At 70.0% G+C, this 19,924-nt stretch carries 21 protein-coding genes and 1 pseudogene; 12 read left to right on the top strand and 10 right to left on the bottom strand.

The window, feature by feature from the left end; genetic code table 11:
• Positions 1-23: 23 nt before the first annotated feature.
• The 3 genes from lat to usfY all read left to right on the top strand — a co-directional run bounded on the left by lat (position 24) and on the right by usfY (position 2,316).
• Positions 24-1,364 carry an L-lysine 6-transaminase gene (gene lat / locus MAA44156_RS18435; RefSeq protein ID WP_009978790.1) on the top strand — a complete coding sequence of 447 codons (1,341 nt, stop codon included), beginning with the start codon at positions 24-26 and terminating at the stop codon, positions 1,362-1,364.
• A gap of 196 nt (positions 1,365-1,560) precedes the next feature.
• A complete protein-coding gene (locus MAA44156_RS18430) occupies positions 1,561-1,944 on the top strand; it encodes a hypothetical protein (protein WP_003874515.1) in 384 nt (127 codons plus the stop codon).
• A 60-nt stretch (positions 1,945-2,004) separates the two neighbouring features.
• Positions 2,005-2,316 carry a protein UsfY gene (usfY, locus tag MAA44156_RS18425; RefSeq protein ID WP_003874516.1) on the top strand — a complete coding sequence of 104 codons (312 nt, stop codon included), beginning with the start codon at positions 2,005-2,007 and terminating at the stop codon, positions 2,314-2,316.
• Positions 2,317-2,504: 188 nt separating this feature from the next.
• Here the strand turns inward: usfY and MAA44156_RS23355 are convergent, their stop codons facing one another.
• Complete coding sequence (locus tag MAA44156_RS23355; protein WP_009978788.1) at positions 2,505-2,654, bottom strand: hypothetical protein; 150 nt, start codon at positions 2,652-2,654, stop codon at positions 2,505-2,507.
• A 107-nt stretch (positions 2,655-2,761) separates the two neighbouring features.
• On the opposite strand from MAA44156_RS23355, the gene MAA44156_RS18420 reads away from it, so the two are divergent.
• Complete coding sequence (locus MAA44156_RS18420; RefSeq protein ID WP_003878970.1) at positions 2,762-3,199, top strand: ATP-binding protein; 438 nt, start codon at positions 2,762-2,764, stop codon at positions 3,197-3,199.
• Positions 3,196-3,984 (top strand): RNA polymerase sigma factor SigF, encoded by a 789-nt coding sequence (locus MAA44156_RS18415; protein WP_003878969.1) that lies wholly within the window; start codon positions 3,196-3,198, stop codon positions 3,982-3,984. Before MAA44156_RS18420 ends, MAA44156_RS18415 begins: the two co-directional genes overlap by 4 nt.
• Here the strand turns inward: MAA44156_RS18415 and MAA44156_RS18410 are convergent.
• From MAA44156_RS18410 to MAA44156_RS18380, 7 genes are all read right to left on the bottom strand, one after another.
• Positions 3,955-4,389, bottom strand: coding sequence for an STAS domain-containing protein (locus MAA44156_RS18410; protein WP_010949949.1), 435 nt, complete (start codon positions 4,387-4,389; stop codon positions 3,955-3,957). The genes MAA44156_RS18415 and MAA44156_RS18410 overlap by 30 nt on opposite strands.
• Positions 4,390-4,573: 184 nt before the next feature.
• Complete coding sequence (locus MAA44156_RS18405; protein ID WP_009978786.1) at positions 4,574-6,370, bottom strand: acetyl/propionyl/methylcrotonyl-CoA carboxylase subunit alpha; 1,797 nt, start codon at positions 6,368-6,370, stop codon at positions 4,574-4,576.
• 123 nt (positions 6,371-6,493) lie between these two features.
• Positions 6,494-6,916 (bottom strand): SufE family protein, encoded by a 423-nt coding sequence (locus tag MAA44156_RS18400; RefSeq protein WP_003874522.1) that lies wholly within the window; start codon positions 6,914-6,916, stop codon positions 6,494-6,496.
• 10 nt (positions 6,917-6,926) lie between these two features.
• On the bottom strand, positions 6,927-7,823 hold the full coding sequence (locus MAA44156_RS18395) for a sulfurtransferase (RefSeq protein ID WP_003878966.1): 897 nt from the start codon (positions 7,821-7,823) through the stop codon (positions 6,927-6,929).
• A gap of 146 nt (positions 7,824-7,969) precedes the next feature.
• Positions 7,970-8,602 carry a Maf family protein gene (locus tag MAA44156_RS18390; protein WP_009978785.1) on the bottom strand — a complete coding sequence of 211 codons (633 nt, stop codon included), beginning with the start codon at positions 8,600-8,602 and terminating at the stop codon, positions 7,970-7,972.
• Positions 8,599-8,859 carry an acyl-CoA carboxylase subunit epsilon gene (locus MAA44156_RS18385; protein ID WP_009978783.1) on the bottom strand — a complete coding sequence of 87 codons (261 nt, stop codon included), beginning with the start codon at positions 8,857-8,859 and terminating at the stop codon, positions 8,599-8,601. The genes MAA44156_RS18390 and MAA44156_RS18385 overlap by 4 nt, the downstream gene beginning before the upstream one ends.
• On the bottom strand, positions 8,856-10,496 hold the full coding sequence (locus MAA44156_RS18380) for an acyl-CoA carboxylase subunit beta (RefSeq protein ID WP_009978782.1): 1,641 nt from the start codon (positions 10,494-10,496) through the stop codon (positions 8,856-8,858). Before MAA44156_RS18380 ends, MAA44156_RS18385 begins: the two co-directional genes overlap by 4 nt.
• Before the next feature lie 39 nt (positions 10,497-10,535).
• Here MAA44156_RS18380 and MAA44156_RS18375 point away from each other — a divergent pair, with 39 nt between their 5' ends.
• From MAA44156_RS18375 to MAA44156_RS18365, 3 genes are read left to right on the top strand one after another with little or no spacing between them, the layout of a single operon-like run.
• Entirely contained in the window at positions 10,536-12,089 is a 1,554-nt protein-coding gene (locus MAA44156_RS18375) for an FAD-binding protein (protein WP_009978780.1), read from the top strand.
• A gap of 17 nt (positions 12,090-12,106) precedes the next feature.
• Positions 12,107-12,931 (top strand): biotin--[acetyl-CoA-carboxylase] ligase, encoded by an 825-nt coding sequence (locus tag MAA44156_RS18370; protein ID WP_029248587.1) that lies wholly within the window; start codon positions 12,107-12,109, stop codon positions 12,929-12,931.
• A 41-nt stretch (positions 12,932-12,972) separates the two neighbouring features.
• On the top strand, positions 12,973-13,491 hold the full coding sequence (locus tag MAA44156_RS18365; protein ID WP_009978777.1) for a PH domain-containing protein: 519 nt from the start codon (positions 12,973-12,975) through the stop codon (positions 13,489-13,491).
• On the opposite strand, the gene MAA44156_RS18360 is transcribed toward MAA44156_RS18365, so the two are convergent.
• The gene (locus MAA44156_RS18360; protein WP_003874529.1) at positions 13,446-14,111 is read right to left on the bottom strand and encodes a GtrA family protein; all 666 of its coding nucleotides are present in this window, start codon (positions 14,109-14,111) and stop codon (positions 13,446-13,448) included. The two genes, MAA44156_RS18365 and MAA44156_RS18360, sit on opposite strands and share 46 nt — an antisense overlap.
• Positions 14,112-14,231: 120 nt before the next feature.
• Between MAA44156_RS18360 and MAA44156_RS18355 the strand changes: the two genes are divergently transcribed.
• The 4 genes and pseudogenes from MAA44156_RS18355 to MAA44156_RS18340 all read left to right on the top strand — a co-directional run bounded on the left by MAA44156_RS18355 (position 14,232) and on the right by MAA44156_RS18340 (position 18,637).
• The gene (locus MAA44156_RS18355; RefSeq protein ID WP_023879513.1) at positions 14,232-15,515 is read left to right on the top strand and encodes a 5-(carboxyamino)imidazole ribonucleotide synthase; all 1,284 of its coding nucleotides are present in this window, start codon (positions 14,232-14,234) and stop codon (positions 15,513-15,515) included.
• Complete coding sequence (purE, locus tag MAA44156_RS18350; RefSeq protein WP_029248586.1) at positions 15,512-16,033, top strand: 5-(carboxyamino)imidazole ribonucleotide mutase; 522 nt, start codon at positions 15,512-15,514, stop codon at positions 16,031-16,033. The genes MAA44156_RS18355 and purE overlap by 4 nt, the downstream gene beginning before the upstream one ends.
• Before the next feature lie 18 nt (positions 16,034-16,051).
• Entirely contained in the window at positions 16,052-17,221 is a 1,170-nt protein-coding gene (locus tag MAA44156_RS18345; RefSeq protein WP_003878960.1) for an acyl-CoA dehydrogenase, read from the top strand.
• 254 nt (positions 17,222-17,475) lie between these two features.
• A pseudogene (locus MAA44156_RS18340) lies at positions 17,476-18,637 on the top strand (PP2C family protein-serine/threonine phosphatase).
• Positions 18,638-18,655: 18 nt separating this feature from the next.
• Here the strand turns inward: MAA44156_RS18340 and MAA44156_RS18335 are convergent.
• Positions 18,656-19,861, bottom strand: coding sequence for an IS110-like element IS901 family transposase (locus tag MAA44156_RS18335; RefSeq protein ID WP_009974923.1), 1,206 nt, complete (start codon positions 19,859-19,861; stop codon positions 18,656-18,658).
• Between the last annotated feature and the right edge of the window lie 63 nt (positions 19,862-19,924).

Raw genomic sequence — 19,924 nt, 5'->3', positions numbered from 1 at the left:
TAAAGATCGGCTACCATGGCGGCATGACCGCCGCACTGGAACGCCTGGCCCGCGCCCGCTCCTGCACCGGCCCCGACCGGGTGCACGAGGTGTTGTCGCGCAGCATCCTGACCGACGGTTTCGACTTCGTGCTGGACCTGGACCGCTCCCGCGGATCGGTGCTCTATGACGCCCGGGACGGGCGGCGCTACCTGGACATGTTCACCTTCTTCGCGTCGTCGGCGCTGGGCATGAACCACCCCGCGCTGGCGCGCGATGCGGAGTTTCGCGCCGAGCTGACGGCCGCCGCGCTGAACAAGCCCAGCAATTCCGACGTCTACTCGGTGCCGATGGCCCGCTTCGTCGAGACCTTCGTCCGGGTGCTGGGCGACCCGGCGCTGCCGCATCTGTTCTTCGTCGACGGCGGCGCGCTGGCCGTGGAGAACGCGCTCAAGGTGGCGTTCGACTGGAAGAACCGGCACAACGAACGGCGCGGTGTCGACCCCGCGCTGGGCACCCGGGTGCTGCACCTGCGCGGCGCCTTCCACGGCCGCAGCGGCTACACGCTGTCGCTGACCAACACCAAGCCGGTCACGGTGGCCCGCTTCCCGAGGTTCGACTGGCCGCGGATCGACGCGCCCCACCTGCGGTGCGGGGCCGACATCGACGCCCTGGAGGCCGAGTCGCTGCGGCAGGCCCGCGCGGCGTTCGCGGCGCACCCGCACGACATCGCCTGCTTCATCGCCGAACCCATCCAGGGCGAGGGCGGCGACCGCCACTTCCGGCCGGAGTTCTTCGCGGCCATGCGGCGGCTGTGCGACGAACACGACGCTTTGCTGATCTTCGACGAGGTGCAGACGGGCTGCGGGTTGACCGGAACCGCCTGGGCCTACCAGCAATTCGGCGTGCAGCCCGACGTGGTGGCGTTCGGCAAGAAGACCCAGGTGTGCGGAATCATGGCCGGCCGCCGGGTCGACGAGGTGGCCGACAACGTGTTCGCGGTGTCGTCGCGGCTGAACTCCACCTGGGGCGGCAACCTGGCCGATATGGTGCGGGCCCGCCGCATCCTGGAGGTGATCGAGGCCGACGAGCTGTTCGAGCACGCCGCCCGGCAGGGCGCCTACCTGCTGCGCGGCCTGCACGACCTGGCCCGCGAGTTCCCCGGCCTGGTGCTCGACGTCCGCGGCCGCGGGCTGATGTGCGCGTTCAGCCTGCCCACCACGGCGGACCGCGACGAGCTGATCGGCCGGCTGTGGCGAGGCGGGGTGATCGTGTTGCCCACGGGCGACGACGGGGTGCGGTTCCGCCCGGCGCTGACCGTCTCGCGCGGCGAGATCGACGCGGCGATCGGGGCGGTCCGCGACGCGCTGCCGACCCTGGGCTAGCGTCCCGGACCGGTTTACCCGGGTTTGCCGGCGGGTATCTGATCCCGTGCGCATTGCGCTGCCACCGCGCGGCCGCCAGGGGCGGCGCGTCCGCGGGCCGCCGAGGCGCCCACCGGCCGCCGTCGGGCCGCCGTAACCATTGCGGCGCGGGCAGCGATGAAACAAGACGGGGGGCCGAGCCGGGGGAGTGAGGACGATGCAGAAGGCAGACGAGCGGTCGGGCGGTGATCGCCTGGGCCAGGAAGACCGTGAGGTGCACGCCGCCATCCGGTTCGCCGTGCTGTGCGCGGCCGGCGCCGTCGGCTTCCTGCTGATCGCCGCGGTGTGGGTGAGCACCTGCCCGACCGGCGGTGTGGACACCGTCGCGTGCGGGCCGCCCCAGCGCACGCTGCTGGCGTTCGGCGGCCCGCTGATCGCGTTGGCCGGCGGGATCTGGGCGTTCGTGCGCACCTACCGGGTGTGGAAGGCCCGCGGCACCTGGTGGGGCTGGCACGGCGCGGGCTGGTTCCTGCTGACCGTGATGGCGCTGATGGTGGCCATGGGAGTCGCCCCAATCGCCGGTCCGGTGCTGGCCCTGTAGCTTTGCCCTTCAGCTTTGCCCGGCCGCGATCTAACGTTGAGGGTGCGGTGAGGAGCAGCCATGGGAGACACCTTTCACGACCCCGTCGACCATCTGAGGACCACGCGGCCGCTCGCCGGCGAGTCGCTGATCGACGTCCTGCACTGGCCGGGGTATCTGTTAGTCGTCGCGGGCGTCGTCGGAGCCTGCGGAAGCCTTGCGGCGTTTGCCACCGGACATCATCACGAGGGCATGACGGCCGGCGTCACGGCGGTCATCGCCGCGGTGCTGGGGCTGGTCTGGCTGGCCGTGGAGCACCGCCGGATCCGCCGGATCGCCGACCGCTGGTACGCCGAACATCCCGAGGTGCACAGGCAGTGGCCGGCCAGCTGACGGCGCCGTCTTCCCCCGGTGTTTCCGGGCCTCGCCGGCCGGGTCGCCGGCCGCCGGACCAGCCGCGACGGCTGCCGCCCTGAAATTTTGCGGGATAGCCGAATCCGCGGTTACGGGCCGCGTCGAGCGGGTATCAAGGTGGCACCATGATGAGTGCCGAAACGGTCGCGTCACCTCGAAATCGAACGTCACCCCATCATCGGGGACACAATCACGAACACCCCGACATAAATGCCTGCTGCGACGACAATCAATACGTCCAGCGTGATCCCGGCGATCACCGCGACGCGTCGCAGGCGGCGCGTCGCGCCCATGTCGGTGGTGTCAGGCCCGTCCACCCCGGGCGGAACTCCCGGCGGCGATCATGACTAACCGGCTCGAACGCACGGTCCACGGTGGGCTGCAGAGCAGTAGTAGTGTCAGTCGAACATTGCCGGGAGACCATATGAAGGATGCTGGATTGCACGCTGACAAGCGTCCGCGCGGCCACCGCGCCGTCGAACTCCATGTCGCCGCGCGGCTGGAAAACCTCGCGATGCTGCGCACCCTGGTCGGCGCCATCGGCACTTTCGAGGACCTGGATTTCGATGCGGTGGCGGACCTGCGGCTCGCGGTCGACGAAGTGTGCACCCGGTTGATTCGCTCCGCCACTCCCGACGCGACGCTGATCGTCGTCGTCGACCCGCAAGACGACCAATTAGTGGTCGAGGCTTCCGCGGCATGCGACACCCACGACGTGGTGGCGCCCGGCAGCTTCAGCTGGCACGTCCTGACGTCTTTGGCCGACGACGTTCAGACTTTCCATGACGGTCGCGAACCCAACGAAGCCGGCAGTGTCTTCGGCATCACACTGACGGCGCGACGGGCGGCCTCCAGCAGGTGACAGCGCGAGCTGCCGGCGGTTCGGTTTCTCGCCCGAACGAATACGCCGATGTCCCGGACATGTTCCGTGAGTTGGCCACTGCCGAGCCCGACTCGATGGAGTTTCAGCGTCAACGGGACAAGATCGTCGAGCGGTGCCTGCCGCTGGCCGACCACATTGCGCGCCGCTTCGAGGGCCGCGGCGAGCCCCGCGACGACCTGGTTCAGGTGGCCCGGGTCGGCCTGGTCAACGCGGTGGTCCGGTTCGACGTCGACGCCGGCTCGGACTTCGTCTCGTTCGCGGTGCCCACCATCATGGGTGAGGTTCGCCGGCACTTCCGGGACAACAGCTGGTCGGTGAAGGTGCCGCGGCGGCTCAAGGAGCTGCACCTGCGGCTGGGCACCGCGACCGCCGACCTGTCGCAGCGGCTGGGCCGGGCGCCCACCGCGACCGAGCTCGCCGCGGAGCTGGAGATGGACCGCGAAGAGGTGGTCGAGGGGCTGGTCGCCGGCAGCTCCTACAACACCTTGTCCATCGACAGCGGCGGCGGCAGCGAAGAAGAGGAAGTCCGCGCGATCGCCGACACGCTGGGCGACGTGGACACCGGGCTGGACCGCATCGAGGACCAGGAGTCGCTGCGGCCGTTGCTCGAGGCGCTGCCCGAACGCGAACGCACCGTGCTGGTGTTGCGGTTCTTCGAGTCGATGACCCAAACCCAGATCGCCGAGCGGGTGGGCATCTCGCAGATGCACGTGTCGCGGCTGCTGGCCAAGTCGCTAACGCGGCTTCGTGACCAATTGCAGTAGCGGCCCGGGCGATTCGTCGTCGTTAGCCCGCCGCGGCTCCAGCAGCGGCTCGGCCTTCGGGGTGGTCACCGGCAACGTGCCGTCCGGGTCGCACAGCCGCAGTAGCCGCGCCACCGCGGGGCTGGGCGCCATGGCCCACGACGTCTGGGCCGCCGAGCAGATCACGTTGATCCGATGCAGGGCCGAAAAACCGGCGGTGCCAATGAAATTCAGGCCACGCAGGTCCAGGATCACGCGGCGGGAACGGTTGACGCTCTGTTGCACGTAGGCGGCGAGCTGATCGGCGTTGGCGGCGTCGAGTTCGCCGTCGACGGTGATCAGGGTCCCGGTCAGCCCCCACCGCGCCGTGAATTGTGCGGTGCGGCTTTGCTGCCAAGATTGGGCCACAGACATCGCTGACTCCATCCCGTGCGGAGATCGTGCTGTGGAACACGTCGGCGATGCCGGAAAAGTTCGGCGGGGGCAGGGAATTCAGCCTGCCTCCACGTCACCGACGCATCCCGGGCGGCTGTGAACTCAACCTTGCCGGTAACCCTACTCCCGGCGCCCGGGCGCGACAACGCCGTCGGCGAAATCTCTCGCCGGAGCCCTACTTGATCTCGGCGAGCACCGTGCCCTGGGTGATGGCGGCGCCGGCCTCGACCGCAAGGCCGGTGATGACGCCGTCCTTGTGCGCGGTGACCGGGTTCTCCATCTTCATCGCCTCGAGCACCACCACCAGGTCGCCGGCGGAGACCTCCTGGCCCTCCTCGACCGCGACCTTGACCACGGTGCCCTGCATGGGTGCGGTGACCGCGTCGCCGGAGGCCGTCGCGCCGCCGTGCCCGCCCCGCTTGCGCGGCTTGGGCTTCTTGCGGATCACGCCGGCCGGGTCGGCCGAGCCCCCGTTCGACAGGGCCAGATCCCCGGGCAGCGACACCTCGAGCCGGCGGCCGCCGACCTCCACCACCACCTTCTGGCGGGGCCGGGCGTCCTCGTCGTCCAGGGGCTCGCCGCCGGTGAACGGCTCGACGGTGTTGTTCCACTCGGTCTCGATCCAGCGGGTGTGCACCGCGAACCCGTTGTCGTCACCGATGAAGGCCGGGTCGCGCACCACGGCGCGGTGGAACGGGATGACGGTGGCCAGACCCTCGACGTGGAACTCGTCCAGGGCGCGGCGGGCGCGGGCCAGCGCCTGCTGCCGGTCGGCGCCGTACACGATCAGCTTGGACAGCATCGAGTCGAACTGCCCGCCGATCACCGAGCCGGCCTCGACGCCGGAGTCCAGCCGCACCCCAGGCCCGGTGGGAATGTCGTAGCGGGTGACCGGGCCGGGCGCGGGCAGGAAGTTGCGTCCCGCGTCCTCGCCGTTGATCCGGAACTCGATGGCGTGCCCGCGCGGCTCCGGCTCCTCGGTGATGTCCAGCTTGTCGCCGTTGGCGATCTTGAACTGCTGCAGCACCAGGTCGATGCCGGCGGTCTCCTCGGTGACCGGGTGCTCGACCTGCAGACGGGTGTTGACCTCCAGGAAGGAGATCAGGCCGTCCTGGCCGACCAGGTATTCGACGGTGCCGGCGCCGTAGTAGTGGGCCTCCTTGCAGATCCGCTTGGCCGACTCGTGGATCTCCTTGCGCTGCGCGTCCGACAGGAACGGCGCCGGCGCCTCCTCGACCAGCTTCTGGAACCGGCGCTGCAGCGAGCAGTCGCGGGTGCCGGCGACGACGACGTTGCCGTGCTGGTCGGCGATCACCTGGGCCTCGACGTGGCGCGGCTTGTCCAGGTAGCGCTCGACGAAGCACTCGCCGCGGCCGAACGCCGCGACGGCCTCGCGCACCGCCGACTCGTAGAGCTCGGGGATCTCCTCGATGGTGCGGGCCACCTTCATGCCCTTGCCGCCGCCGCCGAACGCGGCCTTGATGGCGATCGGCACGCCGTACTCCTTGGCGAAGGCCACCACCTCGTCGGCGTCCTTGACCGGGTCGGGGGTGCCGGGCACCAGCGGCGCCTGCGCGCGGGCGGCGATGTGGCGGGCGGTGACCTTGTCACCGAGGTCGCGGATGGACTGCGGGCTGGGGCCGATCCAGATCAGCCCGGCGTCGATCACGGCCTGGGCGAAGTCGGCGTTCTCGGACAGGAAGCCGTAGCCGGGGTGGATGGCGTTGGCCCCGGACTTGGCGGCCGCGTCGAGCAGCTTGCCGAAGTCCAGGTAGGACTCGGCCGACGTCTGACCACCCAGAGCGAACGCCTCGTCGGCCAGCCGGACGTGCGGCGCGTCGGCATCCGGTTCGGCGTACACCGCCACGCTGGACAGGCCCGCATCGCGGGCCGCGCGGATCACCCGGACAGCGATCTCGCCGCGGTTGGCGACGAGCACCTTGGAGATCCTCGAGCTGGCGTGACTGGCCACTGCGCCTCCTGTTTGGCATATCGGCAGACGTATTGCTGCGGGGCTTCTCTAAGAGAATTTCTTACTACGAGTTCTCCGGAAGTCTAAGCGCCGCACCGTTGGGCCGACGCAGGCGGTCCGGATTTAGCCGGGCGACTCGCGCAGCCTGCGCTTGATCCGGGCGAGCATCGCCGACAGGCCCCGCAATCGCAGCGGGCTGATCAGCGCGGCCAGCCCGAGGTCATCATAAAAATCCTCTGGCACCGCGAGGATGTCGGCGGCGGGCTGGCGGTCCAGACCGGTGGCCAGGATCGCGGCGAAGCCCCGGGTGGTCGGCGATTCGGCGGGTGCGGAAAAGTGCAGCCGCACCCGGTTCCGGTCGCTGGCATCGACGTGCATGAACAGCGGCGTCTGGCATTCGGGCACCGGCTCCATGGCCGCCTCCTCGAGCTCCGGCGGCAGCGGGGGGAGTTCGTTGGCGAATTCCAGCAGCAGCGCCAGCTTGTCCTGGCCCTGCACTTCGGCGAAGTCGGACACCACTTCGGCCAGCGGCGCGGGGATGCTCATCGCGCCGCCGTCACACTCCCGCCGGCGCCTGACCGGGCTCCTCGCCCGCCACTATCGGGGTGCGCACCGTGTTTCCCCATTCGGTCCACGAGCCGTCGTAGTTGCGCACTCCCGGCTTGCCCAGCAGATGCGTCAGCACGAACCAGGTGTGGCTGGACCGCTCGCCGATGCGGCAGTACACCACGGTCTTGTCGTCGGGCCGGAGGAACCCGTAGAGCTCCTCGAGTTCCGCGCGGCTGCGGAAACGCCCGCTCTCGTCGACCGCCTTGGCCCAGGGGATGGACCGGGCGGTGGGGATGTGACCGCCGCGCAGCACGCCCTCCTCGGGATACTCCGGCATGTGGGTGCGCTTGCCGGTGTACTCGTCGGGGGAGCGGACGTCGATCAGCGGCTGGCTGCCCAGGATGGCCAGCACGTCGTCCTTGAAGGCGCGGATGGGCGCGTCGTTGCGGGTGACGACGGGGTAGCCGGTGGAGGTCTTGGTGGGCACGTCCAGGGTGGTCTCGCGGCGTTCGGCCAGCCACAGGTCGCGCCCGCCGTTGAGCAGCCGCACGTCGGGGTGGCCGAACAGGGTGAACACCCACAGCGCGTAGGCCGCCCACCAGTTGCTCTTGTCGCCGTAGATCACCACGGTGTCGTCGCGGGAGATGCCCTTGCGGTCCATCAGCTCGGCGAACCGCGCGCCGTCGATGTAGTCGCGCACCCGCGGGTCGTTGAGGTCGGTGTGCCAGTCGATCTTGACCGCGCCGGGGATGTGGCCGACGTCGTAGAGCAGCACGTCCTCGTCGGACTCGACGATCACCAGGCCGGGGGCGCCCAGGTTGGCCGACAGCCAGTCGGCGGTCACCAGGCGCTCGGGGTGCGCGTATTCCTGCAGGGACGGGTGTGGATCGGGCGGTAGTGGCACGGTTTCGAGCCTACCCATCTCGTTGCTCGGGGCCCAACGTCGACTTTGTCGGTGGCACGGCGCGCCAACGTCGACTTGTTGTCGGGAATTTCGGGTTTTCGGCCCAACAACTCGACGTTGGGCGTCCCTTGGCTCGACGTTGGACGTCAGTCGGCCGCCCACAGCGCGGACACCGACAGCCCCACCCGCGCCAGCAGGGTCCGCAGCAGCGGCAGGCTGACGCCGATCACGTTGGACGGGTCGCCGTCGATCCCGTCGACGAACCAGCCGCCCAGGCCGTCCAGGGTGAAGCCGCCGGCCACCGCCAGCGGCTCCCCGCCGGCCACGTACGCCCGCAGATCCGCCTCGGCGGGAGAGGCGAAATGCACTGTGGTGCAAGCTGATTCGACTTCGCGGTGGGTGATATCGCCGTCGCGCAGCCGCAACAGGCAGTGCCCGGTGTACAGCCCGCCGGACCGCCCGCCGATGCGGCGCCACTGGCGCAGCGCGGCGTCGGCCGAGCCCGGTTTGCCGCACAGCCCGCCGTCGATGAACAGCATCGAATCACAGCCGACCACAACGCAATCGGCGGCGACGCCGGCCTGAAGCGCGCCGGCCACCCGGTCGGCCTTGGCCGTCGCCAGCGCGCACACCACGGCGCTTGGCGACGTATCCGGCCCCAGCGCGGCGATCACCGCGTCCTCGTCCACCCCGGACACCACGACCAGCGGGTCCACCCCCGCCTGGCGCAGCACCTTGAGCCGGCCGGCCGAGGCCGAGGCCAGCACCAGGCGGGTCAACGCCTCAGGTGCGTCATCTGCTGCATGGTCAGCCGCTGGTAGTTGGACATCGCGAAGCGCAGCCGGTCGACCGGAAGACCCCAGCGGGTCTTCTCGGGCTGCTCGGGCTCCGGCGCGCCGCCGACGCATCCCAGCACCGTGACCAGCGCGGCCACCTCCTCGATGGTGGGTTCACCCTTGAGGATCTGGATGTGCGGCTCGTGCGGCGCGGCTTCTGTTGCGGCCGAACCGTTTTCGTCACTCGTGGCGGAACTCATAGCGGAATGTTCCCGTGCTTCTTGGGGGGCAGATGGGCGATCTTGCGTTCCAGCAGCCGCAGCGCGGTGGCGATGTAGCCGCGGGTGTGTGATGGCGGGATCACCGCATCGACGTAGCCGCGGTCGGCGGCGACGTACGGGTTGACCAGGGTGTCCTCGTACTCCTGCTGCAGCTGCAGCCGCAGCACGTCGACGTCCTCGCCCTTCTTCGCGGCCTCGGCCAGCTGCTTGCGGTAGACGAACCCGACCGCACCCGAGGCGCCCATCACCGCGATCTGCGCCGACGGCCAGGCGATGTTGACGTCGCAGCCCATGTCCTTGGAGCCCATCACGCAGTAGGCGCCGCCGTAGGCCTTGCGGGTGATCACGGTGATCTTGGGGACGGTGGCCTCGCCGTAGGCGTACAGCAGCTTGGCGCCGCGCCGGATGATGCCGTTGTACTCCTGGCCGGTGCCCGGCAGAAAGCCCGGGACGTCGACCAGCATGATGATCGGGATGTTGAAGCAGTCGCAGGTCCGCACGAACCGCGCCGCCTTCTCCGAGGCGTTGATGTCCAGGCAGCCGGCGAACTGGGTGGGCTGGTTGGCCACGATCCCGACCGGCCGGCCGTCGATGCGGCCGAACCCGACGACGATGTTCTGCGCGTAACCGCCCTGGATTTCCAGGAACTCGTCGTCGTCGAGGATCCGGGTGATCACCTCGTGCATGTCGTAGGGCTGGTTGGGCGAGTCCGGGATCAGCGTGTCCAGCTCGAGGTCCTCGTCGGTGAGGTTGTCCTCGATGGCCCCCGCCGGGTGCGGCTCGGCGTAGCGGGGCGGGTCGGTGGCGTTGTTGGGCGGCAGGTAGCTGAGCAGGTCGCGGACCCAGTCGAAGGCGTCCTGCTCGCCCGAGGCCACGTAGTGCAGGGTGCCCGACTTGGCCATGTGGGTGTGTGCGCCGCCCAGCTCCTCCATGGTGACGTCCTCACCGGTGACGGTCTTGATGACGTCGGGCCCGGTGATGAACATCTGGCTGGTCTGGTCGACCATGACGACGAAGTCGGTCAGGGCGGGGGAGTAGACGTGCCCGCCGGCGGCCGCGCCCATGATCAGCGAGATCTGCGGGATGACGCCCGAGGCCAGGATGTTGTTGCGGAAGATGCGGCTGTAGAGGCCCAGCGAGACGACGCCCTCCTGGATGCGGGCGCCGGCGCCGTCGTTGATGCCGATCAGCGGGCGGCCCGTCTTGATGGCCAGCTCCTGCACCTTGACGATCTTCTCGCCGTACACCTCGCCCAGGCTGCCGCCGAACACGGTGGCGTCCTGGCTGAAGATGCACACGTCGCGGCCGTCGATGGTGCCGTAGCCGGTGATCACGCCGTCGCCGAGCGGGCGGTTGTTCTCCAGGCCGAAGTTCTTGCTGCGGTGCCGGGCCAGCGCGTCCAGCTCCACGAACGAGTCCTCGTCGAGCAGGGCCAGGATCCGCTCGCGGGCGGTCAGCTTGCCCTTGGCGTGCACCTTCTCGACGGCCTCTTCACCCACCGGGTGCAGCGACTCCTCGCGGCGCTTGTGCAGCTCGGCCAGCTTGCCCGCGGTGGTGTGGATGTCGATGGAGTGTTCCGCGGCGGGTTCGGCGGTGTGGTCGGTAACGCTCGTCATGGGAGACGAGCTTAGCGGCGCGGATAGGCTGCGCTGACTATGGGCACGGTGCAGTGGACCGCGGAGTGCGACGTGCTGGTGGCGGGATCCGGTGCCGGCGGCGTCACCGGCGCCTACACCGCGGCGCGCGAGGGCCTCGAGGTGCTGCTCGTCGAGGCGACGTCGAAATTCGGTGGCACGACCGCCTATTCGGGCGGCGGCGGTGTCTGGTTCCCGTGCAATCCGGTGCTGATCCGCGCGGGCACCGACGACACCATCGAGGACGCGCTCACCTATTACCACGCCGTGGTCGGCGACCGCACCCCGCGCGAGCTGCAGGAAACCTATGTGCGCGGCGGGGCCCCGCTGATCGAATACCTGGAGGCCGACCCGCATCTGGCGTTCGTGCCGTTGCCCTGGCCCGACTACTACGGCAAGGCGCCCAAGGCGCGGCTGGACGGCCAACGCCACATCGCCGCCAAGCCGCTGCCGGTGGCCGCCGCCCCCGAATTCCGGACGCTGATCCGCGGGCCCTTGGACACCGACCGGCTCGGCGCCGAACCGCCGTCCGACTACTACCTCGGGGGCCGCGCCCTGATTGCGCGATTCCTGCGGGCCATCGGCGAGTTCCCGACGGCCACGCTGCGGCGCGACACCGCCCTGGTGGAGCTCGTGCGCACCGACGGCCGGGTGGTCGGCGCGGTGGTCGAGACCGGCGGTGAGCGCCGCGCCGTCCGCGCCCGGCGCGGGGTGCTGCTGGCCACCGGGGGCTTCGAGGCCAACCCGGACTTGCGCCGCGCCTACGGGGTGCCGGGGCAGGCGCGAGACACCATGGGCGGCCCGGGAAGTCGCGGCCTGGCGCTGCAGGCGGGCATCGCCGTCGGCGCCGACACCGACCTGCTGGACCAGGCGTGGTGGTCGCCGGGCCTGACCCATCCCGACGGCCGCTCGGCGTTCGCGCTGTGGTTCACCGGCGGCATCTTCGTCAACCAGTCCGGCGACCGGTTCGTCAACGAGTCCATGGCCTACGACCGGGCCGGCCGGCAGATCCTGGCCCAACTGCGGGACGGGTCGCTCAGGCTGCCGTACTGGATGATCTACGACGACAAGGAGGGTGCGGTGCCGCCGGTGAAGGCGACCAACGTCTCCCCCGTCGAGACCGAGAAATACGTCGCCGCCGGCTTGTGGCACACCGCGGACAGCCTGCCCGAGCTGGCCGCCAAGATCGGCGTTCCCGCGCAGCGGCTGACGGCAACGGTGTTGCGGTTCAACGGGTTTGCCGCCGCCGGCGTCGACGAGGACTTCGGCCGGGGCGACGAGGCGTTCGACCGGGCCTTCTCGGCGGGCGCCTCCCCGCTGGTGCCCATCGACACACCGCCGTATCACGCCGCCGCGTTCGGCGTCTCCGATCTGGGCACCAAGGGCGGTCTGCGCACCGACACCGCGGCCCGCGTGCTGGACACCGCCGGCCGGCCCATCCCAGGGCTGTACGCGGCGGGCAACACCATGGCCGCCCCCAGCGGCACCACCTATCCCGGCGGCGGCAACCCGATCGGAACCAGCATGCTGTTCAGCCATCTGGCCGTGCTGGACATGCGCGACCGCCGGCCGTGAGTTCTAGGCTGGGTCCGGTGACCGACCGAGACCGGCTTCGAGCCCCGTTGGACGCGGCCGCGCTGCGCGCCGAACTGATCGGCACCGGGCTGGGCTGGCGCCGGCTCGACGTCGTCGAGCAGACCGGCTCCACCAACGCCGACCTGCTGGCGCGCGCGGCGGCGGGCGACGACGTCGCCGGGGCGGTGCTGATCGCCGAGCACCAGACCGCCGGGCGGGGGCGGCACGGCCGGGGCTGGTCGGCCACGCCGCGCGCCCAGGTCACCATGTCGGTCGGGGTCAGCGTCGTCGACGTCCCGGCCGCCGGGTGGGGCTGGCTGCCGCTGGCCACCGGGGTGGCCGTGGTCGACACGGTGGCCCCGTTGCTGCAGCCGGCGGGGGTGGCGGTCGGGCTGAAGTGGCCCAATGACGTGCTGGCCGGGCCGGCCGGCTCGCCGGGCAAGCTGGCCGGAATCCTCGCCGAGGTGTCCAAGCCGGTGGTGGTTATCGGCTTGGGGCTCAACGTGACTCAGTCCGCCGACGAGATCGACGGCCCCGGCGCCACCTCGCTGCTCGACCTCGGGGTGGCCGCGCCGGACCGCACCGCGCTGGTGTCCGGGCTGTTGCGCGAGCTCGGCCGGCGCATCGTCAGCTGGCAGGCCGCGCGCGGGGCAGACTGGGCGCTGGCCGCCGACTACCGGGCCCGCAGCCTGACCATCGGCACCCGGGTGCGCGCCGACCTGCCCGGCGGCAAACACGTCGAGGGCACCGCCAGCGGCATCGACGACCAGGGCCGGCTGTGTCTGGACAGCGGCGGGCAAACCGTCGTCGTCGCCGCCGGCGACGTGGTGCATCTGCGCTAGCCGCACCCGCGCGGCACCGGGCCCGGCTAAGGTCGGCGGGCATGGGCTACCCGGATAACGTTCTGGCCGCCGGCGAACACGTCATCGTGCACCGCCACCCGCACTGGAAACGGCTGATCGGCCCGGTGCTGGTGCTGATCCTCGGCACCGGGTTGGCGGCGTTCGGCTCGGGTTACCTCGACTCGACGCACTTCGAGCAGCTCGCCAAGAACATCATCCACGGCGTGATCTGGGGGATCTGGCTGGTGATCGTCGGCTGGCTGACGCTGTGGCCCTTCTTCGGCTGGCTGACCACCCATTTCGTGGTGACCAACCGGCGGGTGATGTTCCGGCACGGCGTGGCCACCCGCACCGGCATCGACATTCCGCTGGCCCGGATCAACAGCGTGGAGTTCCGCGACCGGATCACCGAGCGGATGCTGCGCACCGGCACGCTGATCATCGAGTCGGCGTCACAGGATCCGTTGGAGTTCCACGACATTCCGCGGCTGCGCGAGGTGCACGCGCTGCTGTATCACGAGGTCTTCGACACCCTGGGTTCGGAGGAATCGCCCAGCTGAGTCAGCCGGCCGGCCCGGTTGCGCCAGGCCCGCAACAGCGTGACGTTGCCGCCGTCGTCCTCGAACGCGTCCTCGAAGATCTCGGCGATACCGCCGGCGGTGAGGGCGGACTCCAGCGCCTTGTCGGGGTCGCGGGCGAACTGGTCGGGGAATACCCAGCGCCGGAACGCCCAGAACCGGAACGCCATCTGCAGCAGGTTGCCGATGATGTAGGCCGAGATGAAGTCGGCCACGTTCTCCACCGTCAGCGACACCGTGGGCTGGCGCAGCTGCAACACGTAGCTGGAGAACCACAGCGGCGCCATGGACAGCAGCACCCCGACCCCGCTGAACGCGAAGAACAGCAGCGCCTCGTGGTGACGCTCGCGGCCGCCGCGATTGCGGAAGCTCCATTCCCGGTTCAGCACGTAGGACGCGATGACCGCCACGATGCCCGCGATCACCTTGGCGGTCACCGGTTTGGGCTCCAGAATGGTGAGCTTCAGCGTGTAGAAAATCGCCGAGTCGATGACGAATGTGGTGCCGCCGACGATGGCGAATTTGATCAGCTCGTGGTGGCGTAGCAAATAAGGCTGCAAAAGCCTGGGCAAACGCGCGATCGTGGCTTCGGCGAAGGACACAACACGTCAGTCTACGGACGGACACAAAATCGACGCAAAATCGTACATAACAATTCTGTGTCAGCCCCGCTCAACACGGCGGCCGCCGGCATTTAGCACCCGGTTGTTCGCCGTGACACCATGATGGCCGTGCCGAGTACCCGCCCGCCGGGCGCCGCCTCCGCGAAAGCGGCGCCCCGAGCCGTTCCCCGCGCCGTCCCCGTCGTCGCCATGGTCGGCGGCGGCCAGCTCGCCCGGATGACCCACCAGGCCGCGATCGCGCTGGGCCAGTCGCTGCGGGTGCTGGCCACCGCCGCCGACGAGTCGGCCGCGCTGGTCGCGTCCGACGTGGTGATCGGCTCGCACACCGACCTGGAGGACCTGCGCCGGGTGGCCGCGGGCGCCGACGTGTTGACCTTCGATCACGAGCACGTGCCGGGCGAACTGCTGGACAAACTGGTCGCCGAGGGCGTCAACGTGGCGCCGCCGCCGCAGGCCCTGGTGCACGCGCAGGACAAGCTGGTGATGCGGCGGCGGCTGGAATCCCTGGGTGTGCCGGTGCCGCGGTACGCCGAGATCAACAGCCTCGACGAGCTCGACGCCTTCGCCCGGCGGGTCGGTGGCCCGGTGGTGGTCAAGGCGGTCCGCGGCGGCTACGACGGGCGCGGCGTGCGGATGGCCCGCGACCCGGTGCACGCCCGGGAGATCGCGGCCGCCTTCCTGGCCGACGGCGTGCCGGTGCTGGCCGAGGAACAGGTGAGCCTGCGCCGGGAGCTGTCCGCGCTGGTGGCCCGGTCGCCGTTCGGGCAGGGCGCGGCGTGGCCGGTGGTCGAGACGGTGCAACGCGACGGCATCTGCGTGCAGGTGATCGCGCCCGCCCCCGGCCTGGGCGAGGACCTGGCCGCCGACGCGCAACGGCTGGCGCTGCGGCTGGCCGGCGAGCTCGGCGTGGTCGGCGTGCTGGCCGTGGAACTGTTCGAAACCACCGACGGCGCGCTGCTGGTCAACGAGCTGGCGATGCGCCCGCACAACTCCGGGCACTGGACCATGGACGGGTCGCGGACCGGCCAGTTCGAGCAGCACCTGCGCGCGGTGCTGGACTATCCGCTCGGCGACACCGACGCGCTGGCGCCGGTCACCGTGATGGCCAACGTGCTGGGCGCCCGGGAGCGGCCGCGGATGAGCGTCAACGAGCGGCTGCACCACCTGTTCGCGCGCATGCCCGACGCCCGGGTGCACCTGTACGGCAAGGCGGAACGCCCCGGCCGCAAGGTCGGTCACATCAACTTCCTCGGCGACTTCCCCGCCGCCGATACGGCCGGGCTGGCCGCGCTGCGGCGGCGCGCCGAGCTGGCGGCGCACTGGCTGTCCCACGGGCAGTGGACGGACGGATGGGACCCACACGAACAGGAGCGGCATCAATGAGCGTGACCGAAGCTCCTCGCGTCGCGGTGATCATGGGCAGCGACAGCGACTGGTCGGTGATGGCCGACGCCGCGGCCGCGCTGGCCGAGTTCGACGTGCCCGCCGAGGTGCGGGTGGTCTCGGCGCACCGCACGCCGGGGGTGATGTTCGACTACGCGCGCAACGCCGCCGGGCGGGGCATCGAGGTGATCATCGCCGGCGCCGGAGGCGCCGCCCACCTGCCCGGCATGGTCGCCTCGGCGACACCGCTGCCGGTGATCGGGGTCCCGGTGCCGCTGGGCCGGCTGGACGGGCTGGACTCGCTGCTGTCGATCGTGCAGATGCCCGCGGGGGTGCCGGTGGCCACCGTCTCCATCGGCGGCGCCCGCAACGCCGGCCTGCTGGCGGTGCGCATCCTCGGCGCCTCCGACCCGGGCCTGCGGGCCCGCATCGTCGAGTTCCAGACCCAGCTGGCCGACAGCGTGCGAGCCAAGGATGAGGCGCTGCAAAGGCTGCACGGTAAAGTTACCGGTCAGTAGCACTAGGAGGCGTTAGAGATGGCTGGATGGGCCGGAAACCCCGACTTCGATCTGTTCCAACTGCCCGAGGAGCACCAGGAGCTGCGTGCCGCGATCCGGGCGCTGGCGGAAAAGGAGATCGCTCCGCACGCCGCCGACGTGGACGAGAACTCCCGGTTCCCGCAGGAGGCGCTGGAGGCGTTGAACGCGGCGGGGTTCAACGCCGTGCACGTGCCGGAGGAGTACGGCGGGCAGGGCGCCGACTCGGTGGCGGCCTGCATCGTCATCGAGGAGGTCGCCCGCGTCGACACCTCGGCGTCGCTGATCCCCGCGGTCAACAAGCTGGGCACCATGGGGCTGATCCTGCGCGGCTCCGACGAGCTGAAGAAGCAGGTTCTGCCGTCGATCGCGGACGGCTCGGCGATGGCGTCCTACGCGCTCTCCGAGCGCGAGGCCGGCAGCGACGCGGCGTCGATGCGCACCCGGGCCCGCGCCGATGGGGACGACTGGATCCTCAACGGCGCCAAGTGCTGGATCACCAACGGCGGCAAGTCGAGCTGGTACACGGTGATGGCCGTGACCGATCCGGACAAGGGCGCCAACGGCATCTCGTCGTTCATGGTGCACAAGGACGACGAGGGTTTCACCGTCGGGCCCAAGGAGAAGAAGCTCGGCATCAAGGGCTCGCCGACCACCGAGCTGTACTTCGAGAACTGCCGCATCCCGGGCGACCGGATCATCGGCGAGCCGGGCACCGGCTTCAAGACCGCGCTGGCGACGCTGGACCACACCCGGCCCACCATCGGCGCCCAGGCCGTCGGGATCGCGCAGGGCGCGCTGGATGCCGCCATCGCATACACCAAGGAGCGCAAGCAGTTCGGCCGACCGGTCAGCGACAACCAGGGTGTGCAGTTCATGCTCGCCGACATGGCGATGAAGGTGGAGTCGGCCCGGCTGATGGTGTACCACGCCGCCGCCCGCGCCGAGCGCGGCGAATCGCACCTGGGGTTCATCTCCGCGGCGTCGAAGTGCCTGGCGTCCGACGTCGCGATGGAGGTGACAACGGACGCGGTGCAGCTGTTCGGCGGCTACGGGTACACGCAGGACTTCCCGGTCGAGCGGATGATGCGCGACGCCAAGATCACCCAGATCTACGAGGGCACCAATCAGATTCAGCGGGTGGTGATGTCGCGGGCGCTGTTGCGCTGAGCGTTGCGCGTGGCTGTTGGGAAAAGCCTAGCGGTACCGCATAGGATTTCCCCGGTGGGTGAAGTCCAGACCGACGGCCGGTAAACAGGCACCGGCCACCCGTCCACGCACCGCCACACAGCAATGGGTCTCATCGCGGCCAGGGGGTCTGCAGTGCAGAACGTGACTTCCCATGCCCGTCCACAGATGGCCGGGAATTGATACCAGCGCAGGCCGCGGTCACGCCGGCCGCGCAGCGGCAGTCGCTGAAGCCGTTGTCGGTGTTGTTGGTCGAGGACGACCGCGGCGACGCGGTGCTGGTGGAGGAACTCGTCACCGACGCGGTCACCGACATCCGGGTGGTGTGGGCGCAGTCGATGGCGCACGCCGAACGCGAGCTGGAATCCACCCGGCCCGATTGCGTGCTGCTGGATCTGCACCTGCCCGACGCGAGCGGGATCGACGCGTTGAACCGCATCGCCAAGCTCGACGCCACCGTCCCGATCGTGGTGCTGACCGGGCTGAACGACGAGTACTTCGGGGCCTCCGCGGTGGCCGCCGGCGCCCAGGACTACCTGGTCAAGGGCCGGGTGGAGCCGGAGATGCTGCGCCGCGCGCTGCTGTATGCGATCGAGCGCAAACGCGCCGAGCTGATCGCCGCCGACCTGCACGCCACCCAGCTGCGGGCCCGGGAGAACGCGCTGCTGGAACGCGGGCTGCTGCCCTCCCCGCTGCTGCTGGACGACCCGGGCGTGGACATCGTCGCCCGGTACCGGCCCAGCCGCGAGGACGCTCTGCTGTGCGGTGACTTCTACGACGTGGTCCAGACACCGGATCGGGTGGTGCACGTGCTGATCGGCGACGTCGCCGGGCACGGCCCGCACGAGGCGGCCCTGGGGGGCGGCGCTGCGGATCGCGTTCCGGGCGCTCACCCTGGCCGGCGTGCACGGCGTCGAACTGATGCGCCAGCTGGAGCGGGTGCTGCACTCCGAACGCACCGGCACCGGGATCTTCGCGACCGTGCTCAGCCTGGAGATCTCGCCGCAGCGGCCCGAGGTCAGCGTCATCCGCGCCGGCCATCCGGGGATGCTGCTGCAGGGCGGCGGCACCGTGGAATGGGTCGAACCGCCGGGCGGGCCGGCGCTCGGGCTGCGCGCCGACGACTGGCCGCGCCACCAGCTGCGGCTGCCCGCGGGGCACGGCCTGCTGTTGCTCACCGACGGGCTCTACGAGGGGTATTCGGGGCGCGGGACCCAACGGCTCGGCGAGGACGGCCTGCTCGCCCTGGCCCGCTCGCAGGTCGATCGCCCCGGCCCGGCGTTCGTCGACGCCCTGATCGACGGCGCCCAGCGACTGGCCCGGCCGCGCGGCGGCCTCACCGATGACATCGCCGTGCTCCGCGTCGAGAGGAATCTCCATGAGCGTGTCAAGCGGTGAGGACGCCCGGTGAGTGCGTCAGGCAGCTGCCACGGTTGGTTGCTGGGGTTGCCAGGTTCTGTTGTCGCGCAGCAGTGCCCACAGGACGTCGACGTGGCGGCGTGCCAGGGCAAGCAGGGCCTGGGTGTGGATATGGTTCTCGGATCGTTTGCGGTCGTAGAAAGCCCGCGAGGGACCTTCGATCTTGAGGCTGGACAGGGCGGCGAGGTAGAACACGCGGCGCAGGCGCCGGTTGTAGCGCTTGGGCCGATGCAGATTGCCGGTGATACGGCCGGAATCGCGTGGGACGGGTACCAATCCGGCGAACGATGCCAGTCGGCCGGGGTTGGTGAAGGCGGCCATGTTGCCGCCGGTGATTACGAGGAACTCAGCGCCCAGGTGTGGCCCCATGCCGGGCATCGACTCGATGATGGCGGCGCTGGGATGCTCACGAAATTTGTTGGTGATTTGCTTATCGATGTCCTTGATCTGCCGATCCAAGTCCAGCAGCCGTGCTGCGAGTTGCTTGATGAGCGCGGCGGTTCCGGCTTCGCCGGGAAGGGTGATTATCTGGCCTGCTGCCGCGGCGAGCGCCTTGTCGGCGATCGTGTCGATGTTGTTGGGCCATGCCCGGTTTTTCCGAAGGTGCTTGATCACGCCAGCTCTTTTTGCCGACCGGATTTCGCCCGGAGTGCACATAGCGGATACCAGGATCAACGGCGCGCGGGTGGAGTAGTCGAACGCAGCTTCCAGAGCAGGGAAGATGGCGGTGAGCATCGAGCGCAGCCGGTTCACGCCTCGCACCCAGTCAGCCATCAGATCCGACCGGTATGCGGTCAGCGACCGCAATTCGGCAACCAGGTCTTCGCCGGGTACGACCGGGGACAGATCTCGTCGGTGCCGAGCGGTTTCGGCGATTACCCGCGCGTCTTTGGCGTCGGTCTTGCCTTCGCCGCGGAACGCATGACTCATCGTGTTAACCGTGCGGCCCGGCACATACACCACCTCGGCTTTCGCGCTCAGCAGTACGGCGATCAGCAGCGCCGCCGGCGGCGAGGTCAAATCGATCGCCCACACCACGTGGTTAGCAATCCGGCCGCCCTGGGCGATCAGGTCTTCGATCGCGGCCTGTTCGTTCGGGATTTTCTTCGACCACACCACCTTTCCGGTGTCATCGATCGCGCACGCATGATGAGTGGACTTACCGACGTCGATACCCACCCACACTCGGTCGGGTTCGGCCATACCGCTACTCCTGTCGTCGCAGTCCCCGCGGACAACCCCGCCAACAGGTCCTTAGAGCAGCGT

The organism is Mycobacterium avium subsp. avium (assembly GCF_009741445.1).
GTDB classification, from domain to species: Bacteria; Actinomycetota; Actinomycetes; order Mycobacteriales; family Mycobacteriaceae; genus Mycobacterium; species Mycobacterium avium.
This window is presented reverse-complemented; position numbering and strand designations above follow the sequence as displayed.